Below are 24,838 nucleotides of genomic sequence, written 5' to 3' on the forward strand. Positions count from 1 at the left end.
TCGCGCCGCGCTGCGCCGACGACAAGCGCGCCGAACCTATGCTGCCCTGGTGTCGCTGTGCGCCGGTCCTTGGGCGGCGCCACGCTTTGCTGCCAACCGCACTGCCGACGGAGCCGGGGCATCGGCCTCAGGCCGCCGGGCCAGAGCCTTGTTGGACAGGGTGTTGAGAATTCGCCGCTGCGTGCGCGGATCCTGTCCCTGAACAGCACGCCATTCCTCACTGGCCAGGATGGACCGGGCGAGCGCCAGATAGTCCGCATCCGATCGGCCTGGGGTTTTCGCGCACGAGGAAGCCATCGGCACGGGTCGCTCCTTGGGCCGCGGGCGCGGCTCCTCGGTCCAGGCCACCAACTGGTCCAGTGTGAGGGCCAGGCGCCCCCTCATCGAGGAGTTGCCGAGGTCCAGCAGCGCCGCGACGCCCAGCAGCGTCACCATGCGCCAGCCGATCGGCGCCGTTGCCAGCGGCTCGCCGGGATCGACCCCTGCCTGTGCCGTCGGAGTCAGACGAAGATCCGGCACGACATCTGCCACGAACGGTGTGCGACGCCCGGTGCGGGGGCGCGGCGGCTTCCACAGTAACCGGGCGACATGGAGCATCCGATCCCGAACCGCAGACTGATCTTCGATCCCTGCCGCCACCAGCGTCGATACGGCGGCAAAGAGGTCCGCGGAACCGCCGCGCCGCTCCTGGGGCATCGTTCGGGCGATCCTGCCGCATCGGATACAGGCGAGCCGGGCCGCCGCCTCATGAACAACGAACCGAAAACCGGAGCTGTCGAGACAGTGAGGACACGCTTCGTCGAGAACGCGATGATGGCGGCTGCAGACCACGGTCTCGACCAAGGCCCACGTCCGGCGGATATGATGGTCACGGCCGGCGGCGGCATCGTCATCAAGACAGGCCAAACAGACCGGCCGCCGGAAAGCGCCGGCCACTCTCCCCTCCCCCCAGACATACCAGCTGCGCGACCGTGACCGCGAGGAGAGCGCGAGGGCCCGCATGCGCTTTTCCGAAAGCCGGCACGCCGCCGCCCAAGCCTGCACCATCTCGGCCGAGGGCGCGAAGTCCCGCTCGGTGAACCTGACACAGCGGTCGTCCCGGAGGACGCCAAGCCACCTCGAAAGGTCGTCGTGGATGAGGTCATAGCGGCACGCGACGCGACCTTGCCAGGATGATAGCAGCTCATCGTCTTCCGGCCTCGGCGCGAGGGGGAGCTCGCGCCGCACTGTCATCGGCCGGCCCGCGGCTGAAGGCGCGCCTCGACCTTGCGCGTCATCGTGACGAGCGGCAGCACCAGTTCCTCGGTCTGGAAACTGTCCATGGTGATACATTCGGCGCCGGAGCGGATCGCCTCGACCGCAACCGTCTCGATCAGGCGGAAGATCCGCACCGTGACGCCATCGGTGAGGTCGAGCACGCGGGTACGGATCGCCGGCGCCGCCAGGTTCGAGGGCCGGCGCAGCGGCAGGATCGTCGCCAGGCTCGCCAGCAACTGCGCGAGGCGGGCGTTATTCTTCCAGTGCCGCAGGTGGAGGGCTTCGAACCGCTCTGCCAGCTGCGGATCGGTCAACAGCGCCTGGCGCGCGAGGTCCGTCCCCGCGCAAACCAGAGGAATCCTGAGATCGTTGGCCAGAAACCGGATGGCGTTCAGAAAGACCCGCTGTTGCCGGAAGCTGCCGGCGAGCATGGCGTGGATCTCATCGATGATCAGCATGCGGGCGCCCATGCTGCGCAGCAGCCGGCGGCAGACTTCCTTCTGCCGGTGGGTCGCCCCGTCCGCAGGCCCGGGCGCCCCGAGCGCCGTGAGCAGCTCACTGTAGATGTCCCGTTCGATCGGCTCGGCCGGCATCTGCATGGCGACGACCGGCATGGTGGTCACGCCCGTGCCCTGGTCGAAACAGGCGGGATGGTCGCGCAGGAACTTGCGGATGATCTTGGTCTTGCCCATGCCGGTGTCGCCATAGAGCAGCAGGCACGGCATGCGATCGCGGGGCGGATAGACTAAAAGGTCCTCGAGGCGGCTGAGCGCGGCCCGTGCCTGATCGAGGTCAAGCCACCGATCCGCTCGGATCCAGGCGATCCGCTCCGCATCCGCCAGAGCGGCCTGGTGGCGATAGGCCGGCAGGAGGTGGGCGTAGTCGGTCATGACCATTCCTCGACCGCCAGAACGGGCAAAGTCTCCGGTTCGTCCTTGGTGCCGGGCGCGACGACCTCCGCCGCGGCGCCCTGATCTGCGGCGTTGAGCGATCTCGCCCGCCGCGCGACCTGACGACGTGCGGATTTCGTGATCGATGCCGAGGTCTCCAGCAGCTCGCGCTGGGCCTCGACCGTGTCGAAGATGAGTTGCTCGTCGGTGAGCCGCACACCGCGCTGCCGCAAGGCCGCCTGGGCCAGCCGGTGCTCGCCGAGCGTGATACGCGGCCGGCGCAGGTCCGCATACCGGATCGGCCAATGGGCGCCGTCGGGACCCTCGACGAACACGCAGGACAGGTCACGGGGATCATACTTGACCCGCAGCTGTCGATCGAGCCGACCTGCCCAAGGGCTCAGAACGTCATCCCAGTAGCGCAGGCCGAAGATGTGCACGCCATCCCGACGGATGCTGCGCTCCTCGAACGGCAGGAAGTCGTAGAAGAACTGTTGATCATCATGCGGGTGCCGGAACGGCGCGCGGCGACGATCGAGAGCCTCCCGCCAGGCGGCATTCGGAGGCATCTGCAGGCTGCTGTGGACCTCGTTGTGGTAGCGGCCGACGATTTCGAGCGTCAGCCAGCGCTCGAGCTCCTCGATCGTCATGACCGCGTGACGCTCGGGATCGTAGTCGCCGCGCTCTGAAATGGAGCTGAACGTAGTACCGGGGAGCATATGGACCGCTCCCATCATGGTGCCGATCAGCCGCTCGATGTGGCCGCCATAGTGCGGGGTCGCCACAGGCCGGTGGAGCAGCGAGATGCCGTACTCGGCAGCTCCACGGGCCAGCGCCCGGGCGCGGAATTCGCGCGCATTGTCGACGTGGATGATGTCCGGCAGGCCCGACACAGGCCAATCGAGCTCGATGCCGCGCGCCAGGAGCCACTCCGCCTTTGGCATCACCGCATGATGTATGGCCAGGGCGACCGATGCCGACGACGGCGCCTCGAGGCTCAGATAAAAGCCCACCACGATGCGGCTTGCTACGTCGATCGCGAGCGTCAGCCATGGCCGCTGGATCGGCAGGCGGTAGATCGTGTCCACCACGAAGAGATCGACGCGCGTGTGATCGATCTGGACGATCTGGAGTGCGTGATCGGCACGGTATTCCTCCGGAACCGGTCTGAGCCGATCTCTGGCGGCCTTGTTGCCTTCACGCTGGCGGACAAGCTTGAAGCGGTCGATCTGCTCGACACGGGCTCGAACGGCTTTCCAGGACGGAATGTCCAGCCCGCGTTCACGACAAAGATGCCGGATGTGGTCATGAAGCGTGCTGACGGACGCTTTTTGCCGGGTGAGATACTTGTCGCGGATCGCCTCCTCGATGGCCGCCTCGACCTCGACGGCGAGGCGCCGGGCTCCTTTCTTTGGACCAGGTCGCGCCGCGGCCAGCGAACTCGTCACCGGCGCGCTGCGGTACTGCTCGATCAGCGCGTACAGCCGGCTTCGGCGTAATCCGAGGATACGGCACGCCGTCGCGACATCGATCGGCGACAATTGCCCGGCGTTGATCAGTGGCCGGATGACCGCCTCTCGGGCGACCGCGACCTGCCACCGGCTATCATCGATCGCGAGCTTGTCCTGGTCGCACGGCACGTGTCGACCTCCGCACTCGCCTTGATCCAGCGATCAAGGCTAAGATTCCAACGAACAAGGCTGAATCCACCGAATTAGGGTGAGCCGAACATGTTAAAAATCAATCAAATGGAATCCGGGGAAAAGAGCAGTGCGACAAGCGATTCTGGCAGCCCAGAACCCGGAAAATCACGCCCGCCGGGCCTCCGATCGACGAGAGGACGCCGCCGCTGCCAGCCCCCTGCCCTCTTCCGGATGCAATCGGCCGCCGCCGGCGGCCGTCATTCGGTGCGCGGCACGCTCCGGTGCGGCGCGCTGGTCGCGACCTCGCCCCGGGCGATCGCCACAAAGCGGCGCTTCACCTCGGCGAACAGGCCCGGCGTCAGGGCGCCGTAATAGCCGCTTTCGGTGTCGATATTGCGCAGGTCCGGCCCCGGCCAGGTGAAGCGGTTGCTCTCGGTCAGCACGATCCACGAGCGCTCGTTGTCGAGCCGCAGGCGGCTCTTCACCTCAGCCGGGATCTCGATCGCGTCGGCCGGATTGGTGGGCGGCGTGTGGGTGATCGGCAGGACGCGCACGACCGGATCGCCCGCCTCCGTCGTCATGACGATCGCCAGCACCAGGCATGGGCGGTCCTTGTCGCCCTCCTCCCGGCCCTCGCGGTGCTGCCAGTCCCAAAGGTAGGCATAGCGGAAGACCCAGCCGAGCCTGATATCGGTCGGCAGCACCCCTCAGCCGGCAGTCTGCTTGGCGAAGGCGCCGACCTGGTCGGGGTCCGGCGTCATCTCGGCGGCCTCGACCGCGGCGATCTCGGCGTCGCTGAGGTCGACGGTGCGCTGGACGCGGCGATCGCGCTTCGACAGCCGGACGAAATCCTCGTAGGCCATCAGCACGGTGCGCGGCCGGCCATTCTTGGTAATCACCACCGGCTCGCGCACGGCGGCGTCCTGGTAGGCGCCGAAATTCTTGGAGACCTCGGCGGCGGTCACGGTGGAAGCCATGATAGGTTCTCCTTTGTTCCGGAATATACGGAAATCCCGCTAATCCCGCAAGAGGCCACGCCATGAGCCCTTCCCCGGTTCGTCTGCCCGACGCAGCCTCCGTGCAGGCCGTCCTGGCCCAGCTTGAGCCGGCCTCGGTCGACGGTGCCCTTGTCCCCGCGCTCGCTGCGGCCTTTCCAGGCTTTGACTTCAGCCTCGCCCATGTCGACGACGACTATTGGCGCGACACCCGGTCGGTCATCCGACCAGACAAGATCCGGATCGGCGAACTCCGACCGTGGATGACGGCCGAGCTCGCCAAAGACGGCGGCGACGTCAAGGCGGTCTGGACGCGCCTCGGGAAAACCGACCTGCAGATCACCGAGTGGCGCGGCACCGGCGCCTTCGTCTTCGCGCCGACCGGCCCCGCTCCGGCCGACTACATTCAGATCGCGCTCGGCCGCGAGGTCGAGTGGCGCGCCGGCCCGGTCGTCAACCCGGACTACCGCCCGTGGGGTGAGCAGGAACTGCTCGACCCGAGCTGGCTGCGCCGTGATCCCCTGCCCGACACGGACCGCCTCGCCGGTCCGGTCTACCGCCTCCTCGACCGAGCCGGCAGCGCTTTCGTCCACGTCCGCAGCTTCCTCGACCGCTGCGGCCGCATCGAGCGCGAGAAGCGCGAGGCCAAGCGGCCCGAGATGGAGCGGCGCGTCGTCCGGGAGACCGGACCGCGCGGCGCGACGCGCGAGACCCCCTTCCTCAACCTGGTGCCGGACTACTTCGAGTTCGTGCCGCGCGAGCTGCGCTTCTTCCGAGACTGGGAGGACTCGAGCGCCCGGCCGCAGCGCGTCTTCGCGCACTGGGCGCTGGACGCCCGCGACTATACCTACAAAGGCGAGCGCGAAGTCGGCTTCATCCCGCGGCCACTGAAGATGCCACGAGAGCGGCTCCTGCTGACACCAGAGACGTCGGTTCACCAGTTGATGGACCGGATCGAGGCGGTTGACGGTGAGGTCGGCCTGCCCTTCGGCTGGTTCTTTCTGATGACCCATGGCCACTGGGTCGAGCCCGATGTCGGCCTCGCGATCGCGGAAGGCCTCAAGGCGCAGCGCGTCCGCCTGCCGGACGCGGATGCAGCGGTGCTACTGCGCTGGGCCGAGCGATCTTACGGATTCTGAGGCGTACCATGGACGACATTGTCAAAGGCCGATCGCTTGACGCCGAATCCAGGCGCGTGCTGGAGCTCGACACGCTTTCGGCCATCCTGCCGATCGACCGGCGCGATCGCCTCGCGCAACTGCTCACGGACGACGACGTCGCGACGCTCAAGCACCTCGCGCGCGAGGGCATGGGCGAAAACAGCCTGCGGGCTTTGGCATCGGATCTGGCTTATCTCGAAGGCTGGGCGGCGGCCGCCACCGGCGGGCCGCTGCCGTGGCCGGCGACGGAAGCGTTGGCGCTGAAGTTCGTCGCGCATCACTTGTGGGATCTGGCGCAGCGCGAAACCGACCCCCGGCACGGGATGCCGGCGGCGGTCGTCGAGGCGCTGCGCGGGGAGGGGCTGTTGCGCAGCGCCGGCCCGCATGCGCCGAGCACCGTGAAGCGGCGCCTGGCGAGCTGGGGCACGCTGCACCGGTGGAAGGGGATCGAGGGGCCCTTTGGCTCTCCCGCCGTGCGGTCGGCCGTGCGCCTGGCGGTGAGGGCCTCGCCGCGGCCGCGCCGGCGCAAGAGCAAGCGGGCCGTGACGCGCGACGTCCTCGACCGCCTGGCCGCGACCTGCGCGACGGACCGACTCGCCGACACGCGCGACCTCGCGATCCTGCTGCTGGCCTTCGCCTCCGGCGGGCGGCGGCGCAGCGAGGTGGCGCGGCTGCGGATCGAGCAGCTGAGCGAGGAGCCGGCGGTGCCGCTTGATCCGCTCGACCCGAATTCGGCGACGCTGCCGTGCATCTCGATCCAGCTCGGTCGCACGAAAACCGGCGACGCTGATGACGAGGGGAGGGTGTTCCTGGTCGGCCCGCCGGTCGAGGCGTTGCGGGAGTGGCTCGATCGAGCTGATATCCGAAAAGGCGCGATCTTCCGCGCGATCGACCGTTGGGAGGCGATCGAGGAGCGCGCGCTGACCCCCCAATCGATCAATCTGATCGTCAAGCGGCGCTGCACGATGGCTGAGCTCGACCCCAAAGAGTTCGCTGCGCATGGATTGCGGGCAGGGTACCTCACCGAAGCGGCGCGCCAGGGCATTGGCTTGCCCGAGGCAATGCAGCAGTCGCAGCATCGGTCTGTGCAGCAGGCTGCGAGCTATTACAACGAGGCAGAGCGCGCGCAGGGCAGGGCGGCCCGCCTTGGGATCTAGTGTGAGGACCGCTCACAGTGCGAAATGTCGCGCGAACCTGCGGTGAAGGGGCGCCTCTTCCTGTGTCGATCGCTTCGTGCCGAGTCGATGGACGGCGGTTACGAAGGGAAAGTTCTCAGCTGAGAACTACCGCGGTTCCGTCTTTGCCCAACGTCGCTGCAAAGGCGCGCTTCGGGCGCGTCACCCTTCGCCGCGCAGTCCGAAACTCGCTAACAGATTTCGGCAATCCGCCTATCGGGCGTCTAGCGGGAAAGTTCTCAGCTGAGAACTCTTCAGGACGGTCGTCGAAATTGAGTGGCAGCGCACGACCGCACAGCGGCTCCAGACCGATGCAATGCGACTCGCGTATGCTTTAGCGGCAGCCCGACCATTCCGCCACAATGGTTAATGCGCGTTAACTCTAAATCGCTTGACCGACTCGGACGAACAAGAGAATTTACGCTCGACACGAGAAATAGCGGCATCGAGCGTAGATGACAGAGCTAACACAAATTGACCCAAGTCATCGCACCGGAAAAAAGGTGCGCTCGTTGACTCGGTTGATCGAGTCGGACGCCGACTTGCTCAGTGCGCAGCTGAAGGAGCTGCGAACTCGCGCCTTCCCTCCCGCGGCTCAAAAGGAGCTGCGCAAATTCACGTCGGGTGAAGCCGCCAAGCTGGTTGGCGTCACCGACGCATACATTCGTCAATTGTCGATCTCCGGTGACGTTCCGGAAACTGAAAAGAATGCGCGCGGGCGCCGCTTGTTTACGCTCGAACAGATTCACGAGGTCCGGCGAACGCTCGCCCGCTCGAAGCCGACATATCTGCCGACACGTCGCAAGGGCGATCATCTCCAGGTGATTGCTGTCACCAACTTCAAGGGCGGGTCAGGCAAAACAACCACTGCCGCACATGTCGCGCAGTACTTCGCAATGCGTGGGTTCCGCACTCTCGCCATCGACCTAGACCCCCAGGCTTCGTTGTCGGCGCTTTTCGGATTGCAGCCGGAATTCGACCTACAAGAGAACGACACCCTTTACGGCGCGATCCGCTACGACGATCAGCAACGCCCGATGAGCGACGTTATCCGGACGACCTACTTCGCCGGTCTCGATATCGTTCCCGGCAATCTGGAGCTTCAGGAATTTGAGCACGACACGCCACGTGTACTCGCCGAGGGCCGCCGTAGCTCCGACCGAATGTTTTTCTCCCGCATCGCTACGGCGTTAGCTTCGGTAGAAGATCGGTATGACGTTGTAATACTCGACTGCCCGCCCTCGCTCGGCTTTCTTACGCTCTCGGCGCTCTGCGCCGCGAGGAGCGTGCTCGTCACCATTCATCCGCAAATGCTAGACGTCGCGTCGATGTCCCAGTTCTTGCACATGACCTCCAGCCTCCTTGACGTTGTCGAGAAGGCCGGGGGGGACGCTGACTACGACTTCTTCCGGTACGCGATCACGCGATACGAGCCTTCCGACGGGCCACAGGGCCAAATCGTCGGCCTGATGCGAAGCTTGTTTGGCGAGCGTGTCCTTACGACCCCGATCCTTAAGTCGACTGCGATTGCAGACGCCGGGCTGACGAAGCAGACCCTTTACGAGATCGGCCGCGAGAATTTTACCCGCAGCACCTACGACCGGGCGATCGAGGCGCTCGATACTGTCCATGCCGAAATTGAGAGCCTTGTCCTTGAGGCTTGGGGGAGGGCGACGTGAACAAGCGCCGCGACCAACTGAAGGCCATGATGGCGCCGATCACCGCGCCAACCGCCCCGAGCGAAGATCGGCCGACGCGCCCGCCGGTGTCATCCGGTTCGCTTAAAGCGATGGGTCTCTCGCTGAAGAGCCTGTCCGACGATGCGGACGAGGCCCAGGCGCTACGGGCGCAACTCGCATCGGGCGCCCAAGTTGTCGAGATCGATCCGAATCTCGTCGATCCCGCATTCATACGCGATCGCCTTAATGTCAGCGATGGAGACGAGTTCGAGGCGTTCAAGGCTGGACTGTCGGAGGATGGGCAACAAGTTCCGATCCTCGTGCGTCCGCGAATCGATGCTCCCGGACGCTACCAGGCCGCATATGGACATCGCCGGGTCGCAGCCCTTCGTGCCCTCGGTCGGCCCGTTAAGGCGATTGTGCGCGAGCTTAGCGACGAAGAGTTGGTCGTCGCTCAAGGCAAAGAGAATACAGATCGCAAGGATCTCTCGTTCATCGAGCGCGCGCTGTTCGCGGCCAGACTTGAGGATCGTGGCATTGCACGTGCGGCAATCATGTCAGCGCTCTCGGTGCCAAAGGGAAATCTGTCGACGATGATTTCTCTTGTCAGAGAGCTTCCCGAAGACCTCATCATCGCTATTGGCGCGGCCCCGAAGGTCGGGCGCCCCCGTTGGGAGCAGTTGGCGACGCTGGTGAAGCACGGCGATACAAAATGGCGTGACGTGGTTTCCGATGCAAATTTTCAGGCTGGCCCGAGCGATGCCCGCTTCGAGCGAGTGTTGAAGGCCTTGGTTCGCCGTCCGAAGAAGCCGGCGACGCATATCGTCAAATCTGACGATGGAAAGCAGGTTGCGCGCATCGAGCGCGCCAAGGATCAAACCCGCCTCACGATCGACAATCGTCACGCACCCGACTTCGGAGCGTATCTCGTCGATCAGCTGCCCGAGATCTATGCGGCATTCAAGCGCCGCGCAGATGCGTAAACCGCGTACCCTGACAACACGAGAGGAACCGTAGGCAAAGAAAAAGGCCCCCGAAACGTCACCGTCCCGGAAGCCTCTGTCTTAGTTTGGCGACTGATAGAGAATCACTTCCGCGAATCGCAGTCAAGTCTCTCGTGAGAGACGGCGCCGTTTCGGCGAGCAGATTTCCTTTGCCCGCATGAGGGCAAGACATGGAACCACACACACCGACGACGCCCTTTGGGCGGCGGTCGCTGACGCTCGCCCATGTGGCAACGCAGATCGCCGCAGCGTCGCGGCCGCCCGAGAAGGTCGTACACAAGTGGAAGATATTCCAGGCGATCTGCCGGGCGCGGCCGAGTCTCGGCGTGACGGAGCGCGCGCTTTCGGTGCTGAATGCGCTTCTCACGTTCCACCCCGAGACCGCGTTGACGGGCGAGGACGACCTCGTCGTCTTCCCGTCGAACCAACACCTGTCGCTTCGCGCGCACGGCATGCCGGCGTCTACGCTGCGACGCCATCTCGCCGTCCTGGTCGACGCTGGACTGATCGTCCGCCGGGACAGTCCCAACGGCAAGCGCTACGCGCGCAAGGGTGCATCGGGCGACATCGAGCTGGCCTTCGGCTTCGACCTCTCGCCGCTCGTGGTCCGCTCAGAGGAGTTCGAGAGCCTGGCCGCGGCCGTGGAGGCTGAAGCCCGCGCCATCAAGCTCGCACGCGAGCGCATCACACTGTGCCGACGCGACATCGCCAAGATGATCGCGACGGGCATAGAGGAAGGCGTCCCGACACGCATGGGAGGGCAGGGGCCTGCGGACTGGGCCCAGGTCCACGCCGGCTTTCGCTCGATCGTCGAGGGGATTCCGCGCACCGCGACGCGCGCGCAGCTGGAAACGGCCGCTGAGGAGCTGTCGCAATTGGCTGACGACGTCCACAACTTGCTGGAAATCCACGTCAAAACACAAGATATGAGCGCCAATGAGTCCCGAAATGAGCGCCATATACAGAATTCAAATCCAGACCCCTTAATTGATCTTGAACCTGGCTTTCGAGGAAGCCGGGCGGCGAGGGCGGTGCCAGATCCTGAAATGCCGAGGGTTGCGGAGACGGCCTATCCGCTTGGACTGGTGATGAAAGCCTGTCCCGACATCGCCGACTACGCCAAGGGCGGAATTTCGAGCTGGCGAGACCTGCTGGCGACGGTGGCGGTGGTGCGGTCGATGCTCGGGATCAGCCCCAGCGCCTGGGAGGAGGCGCAAGCCGTGATGGGCGAAATGCAGGCGGCCGTGGTTGTCGCGTGCATCCTGCAGCGCGGCGCGGCCATTCGATCGGCCGGCGGCTATTTGCGTGGCCTGACCGAGAAGGCGCGGGCCGGGGAGTTCTCGCTCGGGCCGATCCTGATGTCGCAGATCAACGCGCAACTGCGCACCAAACGATCGGCGTGACGGCGTGGCGGTCTCGAGGGGAGGGGAGCGCCCGATGCTGGCGGGTCGGTTCGACGTTCGCGGCGGCGTGGCCGGAATTTAGCGGACTGGCTTCGGCTTGTGCCCGGGCTGTTTGCGCTGCTGTTCTGCCGTTCGGCCAGGCAAGCGGCGGCCGCTCATTGTTGCTCGGTCCGTTCGGTGTGCCGTCGACTGCTTGGATCGCCCCGAAATCCAGCGCGGCGTCTTCTCGCTGGTGCAACGTCCTCGATGGATTGGCATCGACAACGCGGGTTCTTGCCGCCGAACTTTGGCCCGGCGCGGGGCAATGGTGGTACGGCGACGATTGCTCGCTTCTCCCCGTCGGGCAGCGCTCCCGGTTGCATGGCTGGATTCCTATGGCCGTCGCCGGCACGTCGGTCCCTTCGCCCGAGAATTTTCCCCTGCCGCCACCCGCTTGCGGGTCCCGTCGGCATTCCTCGCGCACGCGCCTGCGGCGCCAAAATTCACGGGCTGACGGGACGCAGCGCTGCGCTCGCCCTTCGCCCGCGTCTCGCGGGCTTCGGCTCTGTGCCGTCTTCCCGGCCATGACGGATCGCCATCGCAACGGGGCGCAGCCCCAAAAGATGGAGAGAGACTATGCGCAACATCGCCGAATTCACCCTCATCGGCCGCGTCGGGACCATCAAGCAGGTCGGCAAGACGGTCCGCGTCACCGTCTGCGCCAACTACCCCTTCAAGGACAAAGGCGGCGAGTGGAAGGACGACCAGCACTGGAACGAGGTGACGATCTTCACCAAGTCGATCCAGGACTACGTGAACGAGCACGTCAGCAAGGGCGACCTGGTGCACGTGCGCGGCCGGGTTCGGCAGAATAGCTACGAGCGCGACGGCCAACGGATCTACACCGTCGACCTGATCGGCCTCGAGTTCGGCAGGCTCGCCCAAGCCGCCGAGCGGCCCGCCACCTAAGCCAGAGACGGGGAGGCGCGAGCCTCCCCGGTCCCTTCCACCTTGAGTATCAGGACGGCAGTTTTCGTGATCGCGTCTGACGCGCCAGCGCGCGATCGGCGCGATTCTTCTTGGTGATCGCCGACATCAGCTCATCGTAGTTCACGCCGCTCTTCTCCAGGGCGCGCCGCGCGTCGGCGACGTCGAAGCCCAAGAGCTCGAACACGCTCATGTTCAGGCTCGTCGCGATGCGCTCGATCGTGCGGATCGTCGGATTACCGATGCCGCGGACCATCGTGTAATAGGTGTGGCGCGCGAGCCCCGTCTTGGCCAGGAATGCCTCCGCGCCGCCATTTTCGATCTCGAGCTGCTGCATCCGAATCGCCAGCATCTCGTTCAGAACCGAGTGATCGAGAGACTGAGGCTTTCGGACGGGCGACATCTCGGCCGGCTCTGCTACGCGTTGGGCACGCTCCAGCATCACCACACCTCTGTGTCAAAGTCTAGAATATTGGACATTGACCAAGCGAATTTCTTGTTGAGGCGACTCGACTTAGCGCGCGCCGACACCGAATCGGTGCGCGCTCTGGCCGGCCTTACCCAGGAACGAGATCGGCTCGACGCCGGCGCGCTCGGCTATGAGCTCGATGTAGTCGAGACTTGGGTTCGCTGCATCGGTCATCAGGTGGAAGTAGCTCGACCTTGGAATCCCGAGGCGTTCCGCGAAGGCGCAACGGGTGAGGCCCATCTCCTTGCGCAGGCACTCGAGAGCGTCCTGGAATGCAATAAGCAGCGTGTTGCCGTGAGCCGCGTGAGCGGCCTTCCGGCCGGATACCTTCGTGTTCATCGAGTCGCTCGCGTCCCTCGCTGATGCGACGTCGTCACTGCGGTGCGGGCGTATAACCCACACGTTGGACTGCCGTCTAACATTCAATATAATAGACGGATTCGATTCAACCAACAGGAGCGCGCTCGGACAAAGAAAAACCCGGCAGAGCCGGGTCTCCCAAGAGGGTCAGCGGGCTGGCGACGCCAATCGCCAGCGGTGCCTCGTAAACGCTACAGCATCCTAGCCCGCGCCACCCGACAGTTCAAGAGACTCGCGCGTTTTCACGCCACGGTCTTTGTTTGCCACGCGCTCTCGCGAAGAGAGGACGCGAATGCAGATGCCTGGCCTCAATCCAACCGCCCCCTTCGGGCCGCGGCCGTTGTCCGCGACTGCGCTGCGCGCGCAGCGAGACGTCACGCTGTGCGCCGGCAAGGCTGCACACAAGTGGAGGATGTTCCGCCACGTCTGCGAGGCGAGGGCGGAGCTCCGGCTCTCCGACCGATCGCTCACGGTGCTGAATGCACTGCTGAGCTTCCACCCGGACACGGTTCTCACGCTCGGGTCGGACGACCTTGTGGTTTTCCCCTCGAACCGGGAGCTCTCGGTGCGGGCGCACGGCATTCCCGCCTCGACACTTCGCAGACACATTGCTGCCCTGGTCGACGTCGGGCTCATCCTTCGCCGCGACAGCCCCAACGGAAAGCGCTACGTGAGGCGCGCGCCGGGCGGCGGCATCGAGCAGGCTTTCGGGTTCGACCTCAGCCCGCTCGTGGCGAGCGCGGACGAGCTGGCTGGCCGAGCCGCCCGTACCATTGAAGAGCGCCGGGCAGTGGACGCGCTCCGCGAGCAGATTACGCTTGCCCGCCGCGACATCGCGAAGATGCTGTCGTTCGGCGTCGAGCAGCACGTCGACGCCGGCCTTCCGGCGCTTCACCGCGAGTACAGGGAACTGCTCGACAGCCGGCCGCGGGCCGCGCGCAGAGAGACGCTGGAGCCGCTCGCTGCCGCGTTGGCCGAGCTATCGAAACGGATCCTCCACATTCTGGAGAATCAGATCGAGGACGCGCCCCCTCGCGACGCGACCGGCGAAACGGAATGCCCGGCATCCGAAGGCAGCTACGGCGCCGGCGAGCCCCGTCAAGCCGAACCGAAGGGCGACGCTGCGCTCCCCGTCCCGGTGCGGCTGGTCGCCGAGAGGTGCCCCGACTTCGTCGACTACGCGCGCGAGGGTCTGCGCACGGCGCGCGACGTTACCGACACCGCGGCGATCGTGCGCCCGTTGCTCGGCGTCAGCCCGAGCGCTTGGGAGGAAACCTGCGTTGCAATGGGGCCTGGCCTGGCGAGCGTCACGCTCGCCCTTATCCTGCAACGCGGCAGCGCAATCAGGAACCCCGGCGGCTACCTGAGGACGTTGGCGCGACGTGCCTCGGCCGGCCAGTTCTCCGTGTGGCCCATGCTGATGGCGCTCGGCGCCACGCAGCGCCAAAAGTCCCCCGCTGCGCGCACCCCACCCACCCCTTCCTTCCCGGACGAAGGTGCATAGAGACCGGTCATCACTGCGCGGTCGCTTTTCCTCGCCGACGGCTATTGCCCGTCGACGGGCGGCAAACGTCCGAGCCGTTTCAAGAGGTCGTGGATTGCGCGGTCGACAATGCGCAAAGGCTGCGTGCGCTCCTCGGCGGCGAGCTGGCGAAGCGCGAGGTCAATGGCGTCGGGCAGGCGTAGCGCGTAGGGCCGCGACGACGCGCGCTCGCCATAGGCCTCGAACGGATTGCGATTGCGGTCGCGCGGCGACCGTGGCGCTTTCTTCGGCTGGTCGGGCTCGCCCGTCTCCGACGACAACCTCCTTTGCGCAGGCGGCGCCGGCGTGACCGGGTCATGATAGGCCGGGGTGACGACGACGGGCTGTAGCGGGGGCCTCTGTCCTGGCGGCGTGCCGACGCGTTGAGCGCGGAACGCGTCGCGGGGCAGGGGAGGCCGATCCGGCTTCTCACTCGGCGCGCCGTCGCTCATGCTGCGGTGTCATCCGCGGAGCCTTGGCTCGCGGCGAGCAGCTCGCGCACGACCTGGTCGGCGTTGTAGCGCGCCTTGCGCACGGACTCGTCCTTGTCGCTCATCTGGTAGAGCGTGCCGAAGCCGCTGGTCATCGTGCGGAAGGTCACGCGACGGTAGAGCGCCGTCGCGCACACCGGGACATGCTCGGAATCGAAGTAGCCGACGACCTCGCGCAGGGGGCGCGTGTTGCGGTCGAGGCTGTCGTACTCGTTGAACAGCACGCGGTGCTGACTCATCGGCAGCTGCGCGGTGGCGGCGTGCTGCTCGAGGTTGCGGATCGTCCGTACGACCTGAGACGCGTCGAAAGTGTGGACCTTGCAGGGCAGCACGACGAGGTCGGCGCGCAACGCCGCCTGGACTAGGACCTCGCCATAGTAACCGGGCGTGTCGATGACGACGACGTCGTAGCCGGCGAGCCGCTCGACAGCCTGGGCCAACGCCGCCTCGTCAGGTGCGCGGACGAGGTCGACCCCCTGAGGGCTCAGCCCGCGCGCGACGGACGACGCGTGCCACTGGTAGGAGGACCCCTGCGGGTCGGCGTCGACGATCGCGGCGGAGTAGCCGTGTTTGGCGAACTCGCCGGCGAGAATGATCGCGACCGTGGTCTTACCACTGCCGCCCTTTGGGTTAGCCACTGCGAAAACGCTTGGCACGCCCACCTCCTGCTTCTCGTGGAATCGCTCGTCTAACATACGATATAATAGACATTCGGCAATACCGCAGTCCGTCACTCCGGAAGTGCGTGACTGCTGTGTTGCGGTGGTCACGCGTTGCGGTGCTCGGGCAATGCGTCATTGCGGTATTTCGGCAATATGTGAAGGCGGCAATGCGCGGATACAACAGCACGCTTTTATGGCATTCCGGTATTGGCGGTGTCGTTCATTGAGGTATTGCCGCATTAGTGGACTTCGTCATTGCTGACTTGCGGTGAGATTATCCGGAAGATCCGTGTCGGGAGATGGGCTGGCTTCCCTGGTCGTGAACGCCCTTCTTTGGGAGAAGTCTGACAGTCGATTTATTAGATGTTAGTTGACAAGATACCGGTTTGTGGGCCAAACCCGGGGACGACTGCTGAACGCAGTCGGACAGCGCTGACGCGCGATGGCGGCAGAGCCGCGCGAACGGGAAGGAAGGGGAGCGCCGATGGCCCGCTCCGCCACAGCACCGCGACGCAAGCCGAGGCTTCGAACGGAGTTGTCGGAGGCCGACGAGGCGCGGCTGCAGGCGGCCGTGGCGCTATTCGGCGTGCCGAAGGCCGAGGTGGTGCGGCGCCTGATCCGCGCGTCCGTGCACGCCGGGCCGGCGTTGTCGGCCGAGAACACGCGCGCCGTCGTCGAGCTCGCCCAGCAGGTCCGGATGGTCGGCCGCAACCTCTCGCAGGTCCTGCGCGCGATCCACCGCGGCCAAGCGGTGCGCATCGAGGACACCGAGCCGGTGTGGCGCGGCCTGCACGAGGTGGTTGCCGCCATCAACGACGAATTGACCGAGATGACCGTGGCCTACGGTTCGAAATTGCGCCGGCAGGCCGGGCTTCCGCTGCCATCCGAGATCCCGACCGAGGAGGCGTGATGAACCGCGCAGCCCAGATCGCCTGGTGGGTCGCGCAGGTCGAGGCCGCACGGACAGCTGTCACCGCGGCCGCCGAGTCACGGCGCCGACCCCGAGCCTTTGGCGGCCTTGACGACGAGCCGAGACGGCGGGCGGCGCGGGTTGCGCCGCTTCCCAAAGTGCCACCTGCAGACCAGGTCATCCGCGGGCATACAATCACCGGCGGTCGCGACGAAGAGCGCTCGCGGTCGTTGCCACCGTCGTCGGCTGGGGGAGGTGGCGGTGGACCGCCCCCGGTTCGTCCTGCCGCGCGGGCGCCGATCCCCGGCGGCGCGGGCGGGGCAGGGCCGGGCGCCGTCGGCCGCGCGCGCCAGCTCGCCGCGGGCTACCAGCCTGCGGTCATCAAGGTGCTGTCCTGGGCGCACGGGACCGTCCGGGCCACCAAGACGGGGCAGTACGTGCAGCGCGAGGACGTGCCGCTCGAAACCCACGACGGCCGCATGTTGACGGACCGCGAGGCGGTCGCCGACGAGATCAAGGCGTGGTCGGTCAACTTCTCGAAGCGGGCCGAGAGCCAGGACGTCGCCGCAGTCCGCCTGATGCTGCGCGGCGTGAAGGATACTGAAGAGGGCCGCGAAACCTACGAGAAGGCGATCGCTGCCGGCTTCGCCGGGCACCGCTACGCGTACCGGCTCGACACGACGTCATCCGGCGACCTCGAGGCGCGCCTCGTCATCGCCTTGGCAGGGCCGGCGAAGGAGCGGTTCCGCGTCCGCGAGGAGCGGGTCGGAGACCACGAAAAGCAGTTCACCCGGAAGCGCTTCGACATGGCCTCGGAGGGAAAGATCGCGGATCGCATCCATGCCGCGACCGGGATTGGTACCCAGGCAATCGGCGTGTCGCCCGGAATGACCAACCACGGCCGCAACGGCGTGACCTATCGACTCAATAAGCTGGTCGAGCACGGCGCAGTGGTCGACGACAAGGGCAAGGCCATCGCCAACGTCGCCGACACACGGGTCGCGGCGCGCGAGTGGGGGCCGTCCCTTCGCTCGCAGTCGGTGCGCGACACGATGCACCTCATGCTGTCAGCGAAAGCGGGCACCAATGTCGAGGCCTTGAGACGGGCCGCGCGCGCCTTCCTGCAGGACCGCTTCGGTGACCACAAATTCATGTTCGGCATCCACGTCGATAAGGAGGCGGCCGGCCACATCCACGTCCACGCCGTGATCGCCGCGAAAGGCGAGTCCGGCCAGAAACTGCACCCGGGGCCAGAAACGTTCCGCGAATGGCGCACGGCATACGCCCAGCACGCCCAGGCGGAGGGGCTGCGCATCGTAGCAACCTCGGCGCGGGAGCGCGCGTCGTCGCAGAGCTACGGCCCGAAGGACAAGGCCATAGTCGAGACGGCGGAGCGGCCGCGAACCGCTCGCGAAGCAAGGGATCGCGCCTATGCCGCCGATCCGGCTAACCGGCGGTTGATCGACAATGCCCGGCAGCGGATCGCGACTGCGCGTGCAAATCCGATCAGCTTGCCGAAGTCGCCGCTGGCTCGCAAAGTTGTGAATGAAAGCGTGTTGGCCTGGCGAACGGTAGCGGCCGAACAGCCGGCCAATCCGATCGCCAAGGACATGCTCGAACGTCTGTTGATGGCGCAGGCCATCGGGGGGATACTTCAAGCAATCGGACGTCGTGTCGAGCAGATCACAAAGGAAGATAGCGGCATGGCCATTTCATCTGAACAGATGGCGAAGGACCTTCGCGTGATGAACGAGGCGGTCTCGCGAACGAGCGACCTTCTCGTGGGAGAGACCAAGCAGCAGTTCCGCGAGACGTCTGCTCGCTATCTCGAAACTCTGGCCAACCGCATCGACCTTCAACGAGTCCAGGAGCGCGGCGTCGAACGACTCAGTCGCGGCGAGGTCGAGTCAATCGTGGGAACGAATGCAGACCGGCTTATCGAGCGAGCCCAAGAAATCCGCCTTAAGGAAGAACGCGAGGCCGCATCCGCGGAACAAATCGCTGCTCGCGCGGTCAATGCCGAGCGGAGACAAGAGGCCGGTGTTGCGTTGGATGCGACATCGCAGCGTGAGCTGCGAGCCGAACGAAGCATTGTGGCCGGATCGCAGCAGGCCGCGTCAAGGGAGGCGCGGGAGGCCGCCGCCGCCGCCGAGGCTGCGCGAGCGATTACGGAACATCCCGGTCAGCCGATTCCCGCGGCGCTTGTGCAAACGGATGCGCTTGCGAAGCTCCGCGCGGAGCAAGAACAAGTTATCCGGGAGATCGAAGCGAGCGAGCGGGCGACGGCACAATCAACGAAAGGTCAGCGTCTAGTCTAGAGAGACGCCGTGTTTTTGAATATTCTTGCGGCGGCCATCCTGGATTCTTGGCGCGAAGCGGAATTAGAGTGGATAATCAGGTGCCAATGGCGTCGTCGCACGCGGACCGTCGGTCGCGCTGAGGTGGCGTTAGGGACGACGATCATTCCCTATCTTCCCTTAACGTGAGGCCTGTGGCATCCTAGTGCCTATGAGGGTTGGCATCTGGCTCCGCAGGTTGCTCCCGATCCTAGCGGTTTTGGGGCTCATTGCCGGACCGTTCGCTGTATCGGCGAGCGGTGCTGTCGTGCAGGCTGCCTCCGCCATGTCGATGTCCGACGTGGCGGAGGACATGTCCTGTTGTCCGGTTGAGAAGCCAAACCTGCCAGATTGCCCGAAATCGTGCCCGTTGATGGCGCTTTGCATGGCCAAGTGCTCCTCGGTGTCGTCGACACTTTCGAGCCTCGTCGTCTTTTGGGATCAAACAGATACGCTCCTTCCGGCCAACGCCGTGTTCGGCGACGCGCTTGTGATAGAACCCCCAGCTCGACCTCCGCGAATCTAGAACATCGCCGGTGGCGTTAGCGCGCCGGATCGTGTCGCCCTAGCAAGGCTCGGGCGGCCGAGAGCGCGTGGCCCTAAGCCACGCCATGCCGGGCCATGTGCACGGTACGTCGATGCATCTAGGACTTTCAAACGATGACCACTTCTAAGAAGAGCGCCGCCGCGGGCGCGCTCGCAGTTGCACTCTGCGTGGCAGGCCTCTCGACGGCGCAAGCAGAGGTCACGGACTACGAATTCCAGCTCCTTCAGACCGACGTCAAGCAGGGCAACGCGGCCATCGTCGATGTCCGCCTCGTCGACAAGCGAACCGGTTCATCAGTCGCCGACGCCGTCATCTTTGCAACCCGGATCGACATGGCGCCAGACGGCATGGAAACGATGACAGCGCCGATCGAGGTTCTCCCCTCGACGGAGCCGGGAGTCTATCGTTTCAAGGCCAACCTGGTGATGGCCGGCGGATGGCGCCTTTCGCTCGGAGCGAAGATACAAGGTGAAACCGGCACGCTCGAAAGCAAGCTGGTCCTGAAGGCGACGCCGTGAGACGGATCTCTCTGCGGGTCCTCGCCCTCGCCGCTGTTCTGGCGGCGGGGATCGGAGGTTATTGGGCTGGCGTCCGGGGCTTACCCGTGGCCGGCCTCCGCGAATGGCTTGGTCGCGAGGGAACCCTCGTAACGGCTCAGCCCGAGGCCACGGGGGCGATCATCTATTATCAGGATCCTGACGGCAGGCCGGCTTATTCGACGACGCCGCGCCAGACCCGAGACGGCCGGGCTTTTCGCGCCGTTCGTGCCAGCGAGGATGTGAGCTTCGAGGAAAGGCCGCCGGCGACGGCCGATGCCACCCCGCGGCGCATTCTCTACTACCGCAATCCGATGGGGCTGCCTGACACCTCGCCGACGCCGAAAAAGGATTCGATGGGGATGGATTACATCCCCGTTTACGAGGGGGAAGATGATGGTAGCCCCGTCGTGCGGGTGCCGCTTGGCAAGCTGCAGCGGACTGGTGTGCGATCCGAGTTGGCGACGCGGCGTCCTGTGGGCAGATCAATGCGCGTACCTGGAATGGTTCAGCTCGACGAACGGCGCATTTCCGTGGTCGCAACCCGGAGCGATGCCTTCATCAACGAGGTCGCGAGCGTCACGACCGGGGATCGCGTGAAGAAAGGCCAGGTACTCCTCAGGCTCTATTCGCCAGACATTGCCGCCGCCGGCGCCCAGTTCCTCAGCGATCTTAATATCGGCGGTCGCGACAGTGCTGCCGGCGGTGCCCGACAGCGCCTGGAAAATCTGGGTGTACCGCCAGAGGCGATCGCGGAGATCGAGAGCACACGCAAGGTGCCGCTCTCGATGACGTGGCGCGCGCCGCGCGATGGCGTCGTGCTCGAACGCAATGTCGTCGACGGCATGAAGGCAGCGCCGGGCGACGTGCTATTCCGTCTCGCGGACATTTCGACCATCTGGGTACTGGCCGATGTGCCGGAGTTCGATCTTGAGGCCGTTCGGCTCGGTGCGCCCGTGGCGATCCACGTCCGAAGCCTACCGGGGCGCACCTTCGAAGGACGCGCTTCGCTGATTTATCCGCAGGTCGGTGAGGCGACCAGGGCAACGAGAGTGCGGATCGAGATCGCCAATCCCGGGGATGTTCTGCTCCCAAATATGTATGCGGAAGTGGAGATCGGCGCAGGCGATGCGGCGCCGGTGTTGGCGGTCCCCGAGAGTGCGGTGATCGATAGCGGCACGCGGCAGTTCGTTATCATTGATCGTGGAGAAGGGCAGTTCGAGCCGCGAAACGTGAAAATCGGCGCGCGGGGCGCGGGCTTCACCGAAATTCGCGAAGGGATTGCGGAGGGCGATCGTGTCGTGGTCGCTGCAAATTTCCTGATCGACGCCGAGAGCAATCTGAAGGCGGCGCTCCGCGGCCTGACTCCGCCGGAGCCACAACCATGATGATCGCTCGCTTCATCGACTGGTCGGCCCGCAATCTTGTGCTCGTCTTCGTCGGCACCATCTTCGCGGTCGCCGCCGGGCTCTACGCGCTTAAGACGCTCCCGCTCGACGCTATACCCGACCTCTCCGACGTGCAGGTGATCATCTATACGGATTATCCCGGCCAGGCGCCGCAGGTGGTCGAAGACCAAGTTACCTATCCGCTCACCACCTCGATGCTGACGGTACCAAGATCGAAGGTAGTGCGCGGTTTCTCCTTCTTCGGCGTCTCGTTCGTCTACGTCATATTCGAAGACGGCACCGATCCCTATTGGGCGCGTTCGCGCGTGCTCGAATATCTCAACGCTGCCGGGCAGCGATTACCGACAGGGGTCACGCCGACCTTGGGGCCGGATGCAACTGGCGTTGGCTGGGTGTACCAATACGCGGTCGTCGCCAAGGAAATGACTCTTGCCGAGTTGCGCTCGCTGCAGGATTGGGTGATCCGCTTCGGCGCATCCAAGGCCGAGGGCGTTGCGGAGGTCGCCAGTGTTGGCGGGTTCGTGAAGCAATATTCGATCGTGGTTGATCCGAACCGGCTGCGGGCACTGGGTATTTCGCTCGATCGAGTGCGCGAGGCGGTCAAGGCCAGCAACGCCGATGTTGGCGGCCGCACCGTCGAGCTATCCGAATTCGAGTTCATGGTGCGCGGTCGCGGCTATATCCGAAGTGTCGCGGACATTGAGAACGTTGTGCTGAAGACCGACGGGGGCGTGTCGCTACGGGTCAAAGATGTTGCGCGTGTCGAAATCGGGCCGGACGAACGCCGCGGCATCACCGAACTCAACGGCGACGGTGAGGTCGCAAGCGGAATCGTGCTGCAACGGTTTGGTGCCAACGCGCTCACGGTGATCGAGAACGTCAAGATGCGGCTGGCTGAGATTGCGACTAGCCTGCCCAAGGGCGCCGAAATTGTCCCGGTCTACGACAGGTCTGAACTGATCGACCGGGCGATCGAGACGCTGAAAGGGACGCTGATCGAGGAGAGCGTGATCGTTGCGCTAGTCTGCGTGGTGTTCCTGCTGCATCTGCGGAGCGCGCTCGTCGCCATCCTGATGCTCCCGGTCGGTATCCTGATCGCCTTTGCGGGGATGAGGTCGATAGGCCTCGGCTCGAACATCATGAGCTTAGGCGGCATCGCGATCGCCGTAGGCGCCATGATCGACGCCGCCATCGTAATGATCGAGAACGCGCACAAGCATTTGGAACGTGCGCCACCGGCCAAGCCGCGCACCGAGATCCTCATAGAGGCGGCCAGTCAGGTCGGCCCGGCGCTTTTCTTCAGCCTGCTCGTCATTACCGTCTCTTTCCTGCCAATTTTTACGCTGGAGTCGCAGGAGGGTCGGATGTTCGGCCCGCTCGCCTTCACCAAGACCTTCTCAATGGCGGCCGCCGCGTTGCTGTCGGTGACGTTGGTGCCGGCGCTCATGGTGGTCTTCGTGCGCGGCCGGATCATCCCGGAGCATCGGAACCCGATCAACCGCTTCTTGATTTGGGCCTACCGTCCAGTCATTCGTGGCGTCTTGAGGGCCAAGACGCTCACCCTCTTCGTCGCGCTCATTGCTCTCGGGGTGACAGTGTGGCCGGCGCGACAGATCGGCTCAGAGTTCATGCCGAATCTCGACGAGGGCACGTTAATGTACATGCCAACCACCTTGCCCGGCATTTCCGTGACCAAGGCGGCGGAGCTTCTCCAGATGCAGGACCGCATCATCAAGAGCTTCCCGGAGGTGGCTTCCGTCTATGGCAAGGCGGGACGTGCCCTCACAGCGACCGATCCGGCGCCGACCGAGATGTTCGAGACCATCATCAATCTGAAGCCGAAGAGCGACTGGCGCCCGGGCGTCACCATCGACCGCCTGAGGGCCGAGATGGACAAGGCATTGCAGTTCCCGGGGGTCTCCAATGCCTGGACTATGCCGATCCGTGCTCGCATTGACATGCTTGCCACCGGCATCCGCACGCCCGTCGGTGTGAAGGTCTTTGGCACCGATCTCGGTCAGATGGAGCAGAGCGCTCGCGAAGTCGAGCGGGTGCTCCGCAGTGTATCAGGCACATCGAGCGCCTATGCCGAGCGGGTGATCGGCGGCTATTATCTCGACATTGTGCCAGATCGTGACGCGCTCGGCCGTTATGGCTTGTCGATCGGGGACATCCAGAGCGTGATCGCGAGTGCGTTGGGCGCCGAGACGGTGACGACCACCGTCGAGGGGCGCGAGCGCTATGCCGTTACCATCCGCTATCCACGGGATTTCAGGAGCGACCCCCAGTCTATCGCGCGCGATGTGCAGGTGTCGTTGCCAACCGGCGGAATGGTGCCCCTCGGCGAGATCGCCAAGGTCAAGCTCACCCGCGGCGCGACATCGATCCGTACCGAGAACGGCCAACTTGCAGTCTACGTCTTCGTCGACATCGTCGGCCGCGATCTTGGCGGCTATGTCGCCGAGGCACAGCAGGCGGTCTCGAAAGAGATCAGACTCCCTGCCGGCACCTACCTTTCGTGGAGCGGCCAGTTTGAATATCTGCAACGCGCCGAAGCACGATTGAAGATTGTCGTCCCACTCACGCTGCTCGTCATATTCCTGTTGCTCTATCTCAACTTCCGGGCGCTGACGGAAACGGTCATCGTCATGCTGTCGCTGCCGTTCGCGCTCGTCGGTGGCATCTGGTTGATGTGGTGGCTCGGGTTCAATATGTCGGTGGCGGTGGCGGTCGGCTTTATCGCGCTTGCCGGCGTTGCCGCCGAGACTGGCGTCATAATGCTGATTTATCTGGAGCAGGCCATGGCGGACCTGCGGGCGACTCGGGACGCAGAGGGACGGCCCTTTACCCGCGATGACGTCTACGAGGCGATAATGCTGGGTGCCGTGGAGCGGGTACGACCGAAGATGATGACGGTGATCGCGATTACGGCTGGCCTCGTCCCGATCTTGTGGAGCAACGGCACCGGCTCGGAGGTGATGCAGCGCATTGCTGTGCCGATGATCGGCGGCATGGTCTCCTCGACCGTCCTGACGCTGGTTGTGATCCCCGCTGTCTACGCACTGGTCAAATGCTGGCGGTTGCCGCGAACCAACGAGCCGCCGCATGAGCATAGAACCGGCCATCGGAGCCTCGATCCGACCAGTGTTCGAAAAAAGCTCAGCAATATCAACAAATTAGTTCCATAATTAAGGTTCTGCGACTCACGATTTCGGCGCTCTGCAGGGGGCTTGGCGGATCTCCATAACGCCGGCGCCCCCGCCCGCTGCTCGCCACCTTTCAGCACCGCCGCAACGGCCTTCGCCGGTCCGCCTTCGCGCTCATCGCCTGATAAGGCTGGACTCTGATTTTGCAGTATATTAAACAGACTACAACCTGATTCATACACATTGTAATCAGGCTACGATCTACAATCATACGATAT

At 64.9% G+C, this 24,838-nt stretch carries 21 protein-coding genes; 12 read left to right on the top strand and 9 right to left on the bottom strand.

Going from position 1 to position 24,838, the window contains the following annotated elements:
- Positions 1-36 precede the first annotated feature (36 nt).
- The 5 genes from K9D25_RS23950 to K9D25_RS23970 all read right to left on the bottom strand — a co-directional run bounded on the left by K9D25_RS23950 (position 37) and on the right by K9D25_RS23970 (position 4,767).
- On the bottom strand, positions 37-1,332 hold the full coding sequence (locus K9D25_RS23950) for a TniQ family protein (RefSeq protein WP_347881482.1): 1,296 nt from the start codon (positions 1,330-1,332) through the stop codon (positions 37-39).
- Positions 1,230-2,147: a TniB family NTP-binding protein gene (locus K9D25_RS23955; RefSeq protein WP_432207966.1), complete on the bottom strand. Its 918-nt coding sequence runs from the start codon at positions 2,145-2,147 to the stop codon at positions 1,230-1,232. The genes K9D25_RS23950 and K9D25_RS23955 overlap by 103 nt, the downstream gene beginning before the upstream one ends.
- A complete protein-coding gene (locus K9D25_RS23960) occupies positions 2,144-3,787 on the bottom strand; it encodes a Mu transposase C-terminal domain-containing protein (protein WP_244451105.1) in 1,644 nt (547 codons plus the stop codon). Before K9D25_RS23960 ends, K9D25_RS23955 begins: the two co-directional genes overlap by 4 nt.
- 260 nt (positions 3,788-4,047) lie before the next feature.
- Positions 4,048-4,494 carry a plasmid maintenance toxin (PemK-like) gene (locus K9D25_RS23965; protein ID WP_244451332.1) on the bottom strand — a complete coding sequence of 149 codons (447 nt, stop codon included), beginning with the start codon at positions 4,492-4,494 and terminating at the stop codon, positions 4,048-4,050.
- A 3-nt stretch (positions 4,495-4,497) separates the two neighbouring features.
- Positions 4,498-4,767, bottom strand: coding sequence for a type II toxin-antitoxin system Phd/YefM family antitoxin (locus K9D25_RS23970; protein ID WP_244451333.1), 270 nt, complete (start codon positions 4,765-4,767; stop codon positions 4,498-4,500).
- A 62-nt stretch (positions 4,768-4,829) separates the two neighbouring features.
- Between K9D25_RS23970 and K9D25_RS23975 the strand changes: the two genes are divergently transcribed.
- From K9D25_RS23975 to K9D25_RS24000, 6 genes are all read left to right on the top strand, one after another.
- Complete coding sequence (locus K9D25_RS23975; protein WP_244451334.1) at positions 4,830-5,924, top strand: hypothetical protein; 1,095 nt, start codon at positions 4,830-4,832, stop codon at positions 5,922-5,924.
- 8 nt (positions 5,925-5,932) lie between these two features.
- Positions 5,933-7,102, top strand: coding sequence for a tyrosine-type recombinase/integrase (locus tag K9D25_RS23980; protein ID WP_244451335.1), 1,170 nt, complete (start codon positions 5,933-5,935; stop codon positions 7,100-7,102).
- Positions 7,103-7,575: 473 nt separating this feature from the next.
- Entirely contained in the window at positions 7,576-8,799 is a 1,224-nt protein-coding gene (repA, locus tag K9D25_RS23985) for a plasmid partitioning protein RepA (RefSeq protein ID WP_034462702.1), read from the top strand.
- Positions 8,796-9,782, top strand: a complete 987-nt coding sequence (repB, locus tag K9D25_RS23990; RefSeq protein WP_244451336.1) for a plasmid partitioning protein RepB — start codon at positions 8,796-8,798, stop codon at positions 9,780-9,782. The genes repA and repB overlap by 4 nt, the downstream gene beginning before the upstream one ends.
- 191 nt (positions 9,783-9,973) lie before the next feature.
- Positions 9,974-11,206 (top strand): plasmid replication protein RepC, encoded by a 1,233-nt coding sequence (gene repC, locus K9D25_RS23995; RefSeq protein ID WP_244451337.1) that lies wholly within the window; start codon positions 9,974-9,976, stop codon positions 11,204-11,206.
- Between the two features lie 615 nt (positions 11,207-11,821).
- Positions 11,822-12,154, top strand: coding sequence for a single-stranded DNA-binding protein (locus K9D25_RS24000; protein WP_244451338.1), 333 nt, complete (start codon positions 11,822-11,824; stop codon positions 12,152-12,154).
- Positions 12,155-12,203: 49 nt separating this feature from the next.
- Here the strand turns inward: K9D25_RS24000 and K9D25_RS24005 are convergent, their stop codons facing one another.
- Complete coding sequence (locus K9D25_RS24005) at positions 12,204-12,614, bottom strand: XRE family transcriptional regulator (RefSeq protein WP_244451339.1); 411 nt, start codon at positions 12,612-12,614, stop codon at positions 12,204-12,206.
- A gap of 72 nt (positions 12,615-12,686) precedes the next feature.
- Positions 12,687-12,980, bottom strand: a complete 294-nt coding sequence (locus K9D25_RS24010) for a helix-turn-helix domain-containing protein (protein ID WP_244451340.1) — start codon at positions 12,978-12,980, stop codon at positions 12,687-12,689.
- Positions 12,981-13,293: 313 nt separating this feature from the next.
- Here K9D25_RS24010 and repC (K9D25_RS24015) point away from each other — a divergent pair, with 313 nt between their 5' ends.
- Positions 13,294-14,505, top strand: coding sequence for a plasmid replication protein RepC (repC, locus tag K9D25_RS24015; RefSeq protein WP_244451341.1), 1,212 nt, complete (start codon positions 13,294-13,296; stop codon positions 14,503-14,505).
- A 41-nt stretch (positions 14,506-14,546) separates the two neighbouring features.
- On the opposite strand, the gene K9D25_RS24020 is transcribed toward repC (K9D25_RS24015), so the two are convergent.
- Together K9D25_RS24020 and K9D25_RS24025 are read right to left on the bottom strand one after the other, a co-directional pair.
- Positions 14,547-14,975: a hypothetical protein gene (locus tag K9D25_RS24020; RefSeq protein ID WP_034462698.1), complete on the bottom strand. Its 429-nt coding sequence runs from the start codon at positions 14,973-14,975 to the stop codon at positions 14,547-14,549.
- Positions 14,972-15,670 (bottom strand): ParA family protein, encoded by a 699-nt coding sequence (locus K9D25_RS24025; protein WP_034462741.1) that lies wholly within the window; start codon positions 15,668-15,670, stop codon positions 14,972-14,974. Before K9D25_RS24025 ends, K9D25_RS24020 begins: the two co-directional genes overlap by 4 nt.
- A 490-nt stretch (positions 15,671-16,160) precedes the next feature.
- On the opposite strand from K9D25_RS24025, the gene K9D25_RS24030 reads away from it, so the two are divergent.
- From K9D25_RS24030 to K9D25_RS24050, 5 genes are all read left to right on the top strand, one after another.
- Entirely contained in the window at positions 16,161-16,586 is a 426-nt protein-coding gene (locus K9D25_RS24030) for a hypothetical protein (RefSeq protein WP_244451342.1), read from the top strand.
- Entirely contained in the window at positions 16,586-18,904 is a 2,319-nt protein-coding gene (locus K9D25_RS24035) for a relaxase/mobilization nuclease domain-containing protein (RefSeq protein WP_244451343.1), read from the top strand. The genes K9D25_RS24030 and K9D25_RS24035 overlap by 1 nt, the downstream gene beginning before the upstream one ends.
- Positions 18,905-19,582: 678 nt before the next feature.
- Positions 19,583-19,987, top strand: coding sequence for a FixH family protein (locus K9D25_RS24040; RefSeq protein WP_244451344.1), 405 nt, complete (start codon positions 19,583-19,585; stop codon positions 19,985-19,987).
- On the top strand, positions 19,984-21,393 hold the full coding sequence (locus K9D25_RS24045; protein ID WP_244451345.1) for an efflux RND transporter periplasmic adaptor subunit: 1,410 nt from the start codon (positions 19,984-19,986) through the stop codon (positions 21,391-21,393). The genes K9D25_RS24040 and K9D25_RS24045 overlap by 4 nt, the downstream gene beginning before the upstream one ends.
- Positions 21,393-24,602, top strand: coding sequence for an efflux RND transporter permease subunit (locus tag K9D25_RS24050; RefSeq protein WP_244451462.1), 3,210 nt, complete (start codon positions 21,393-21,395; stop codon positions 24,600-24,602). Before K9D25_RS24045 ends, K9D25_RS24050 begins: the two co-directional genes overlap by 1 nt.
- Positions 24,603-24,838: the final 236 nt, after the last annotated feature.

It is taken from the genome of Ancylobacter polymorphus, assembly GCF_022836935.1.
In the GTDB taxonomy this organism is placed as follows: Bacteria; Pseudomonadota; Alphaproteobacteria; order Rhizobiales; family Xanthobacteraceae; genus Ancylobacter; species Ancylobacter polymorphus_A.

What these genes read in the sequence shown, in the direction of transcription:
- K9D25_RS24040 (WP_244451344.1), top strand. Translation starts at nt 19,583, where the DNA reads ATGACCACTTCTAAGAAGAGCGCCGCCGCGGGCGCGCTCGCAGTTGCA.
- K9D25_RS23975 (WP_244451334.1), top strand. Translation starts at nt 4,830, where the DNA reads ATGAGCCCTTCCCCGGTTCGTCTGCCCGACGCAGCCTCCGTGCAGGCC.
- K9D25_RS24020 (WP_034462698.1), bottom strand. Translation starts at nt 14,975, where the DNA reads ATGAGCGACGGCGCGCCGAGTGAGAAGCCGGATCGGCCTCCCCTGCCC.
- K9D25_RS23980 (WP_244451335.1), top strand. Translation starts at nt 5,933, where the DNA reads ATGGACGACATTGTCAAAGGCCGATCGCTTGACGCCGAATCCAGGCGC.
- K9D25_RS24050 (WP_244451462.1), top strand. Translation starts at nt 21,393, where the DNA reads ATGATCGCTCGCTTCATCGACTGGTCGGCCCGCAATCTTGTGCTCGTC.
- K9D25_RS24000 (WP_244451338.1), top strand. Translation starts at nt 11,822, where the DNA reads ATGCGCAACATCGCCGAATTCACCCTCATCGGCCGCGTCGGGACCATC.
- K9D25_RS23970 (WP_244451333.1), bottom strand. Translation starts at nt 4,767, where the DNA reads ATGGCTTCCACCGTGACCGCCGCCGAGGTCTCCAAGAATTTCGGCGCC.
- K9D25_RS24005 (WP_244451339.1), bottom strand. Translation starts at nt 12,614, where the DNA reads ATGCTGGAGCGTGCCCAACGCGTAGCAGAGCCGGCCGAGATGTCGCCC.
- repC (WP_244451341.1), top strand. Translation starts at nt 13,294, where the DNA reads ATGCAGATGCCTGGCCTCAATCCAACCGCCCCCTTCGGGCCGCGGCCG.
- K9D25_RS24010 (WP_244451340.1), bottom strand. Translation starts at nt 12,980, where the DNA reads ATGAACACGAAGGTATCCGGCCGGAAGGCCGCTCACGCGGCTCACGGC.
- K9D25_RS24030 (WP_244451342.1), top strand. Translation starts at nt 16,161, where the DNA reads ATGGCCCGCTCCGCCACAGCACCGCGACGCAAGCCGAGGCTTCGAACG.
- repC (WP_244451337.1), top strand. Translation starts at nt 9,974, where the DNA reads ATGGAACCACACACACCGACGACGCCCTTTGGGCGGCGGTCGCTGACG.
- K9D25_RS24035 (WP_244451343.1), top strand. Translation starts at nt 16,586, where the DNA reads ATGAACCGCGCAGCCCAGATCGCCTGGTGGGTCGCGCAGGTCGAGGCC.
- K9D25_RS23955 (WP_432207966.1), bottom strand. Translation starts at nt 2,147, where the DNA reads ATGACCGACTACGCCCACCTCCTGCCGGCCTATCGCCACCAGGCCGCT.
- repA (WP_034462702.1), top strand. Translation starts at nt 7,576, where the DNA reads ATGACAGAGCTAACACAAATTGACCCAAGTCATCGCACCGGAAAAAAG.
- K9D25_RS23950 (WP_347881482.1), bottom strand. Translation starts at nt 1,332, where the DNA reads ATGTATCACCATGGACAGTTTCCAGACCGAGGAACTGGTGCTGCCGCT.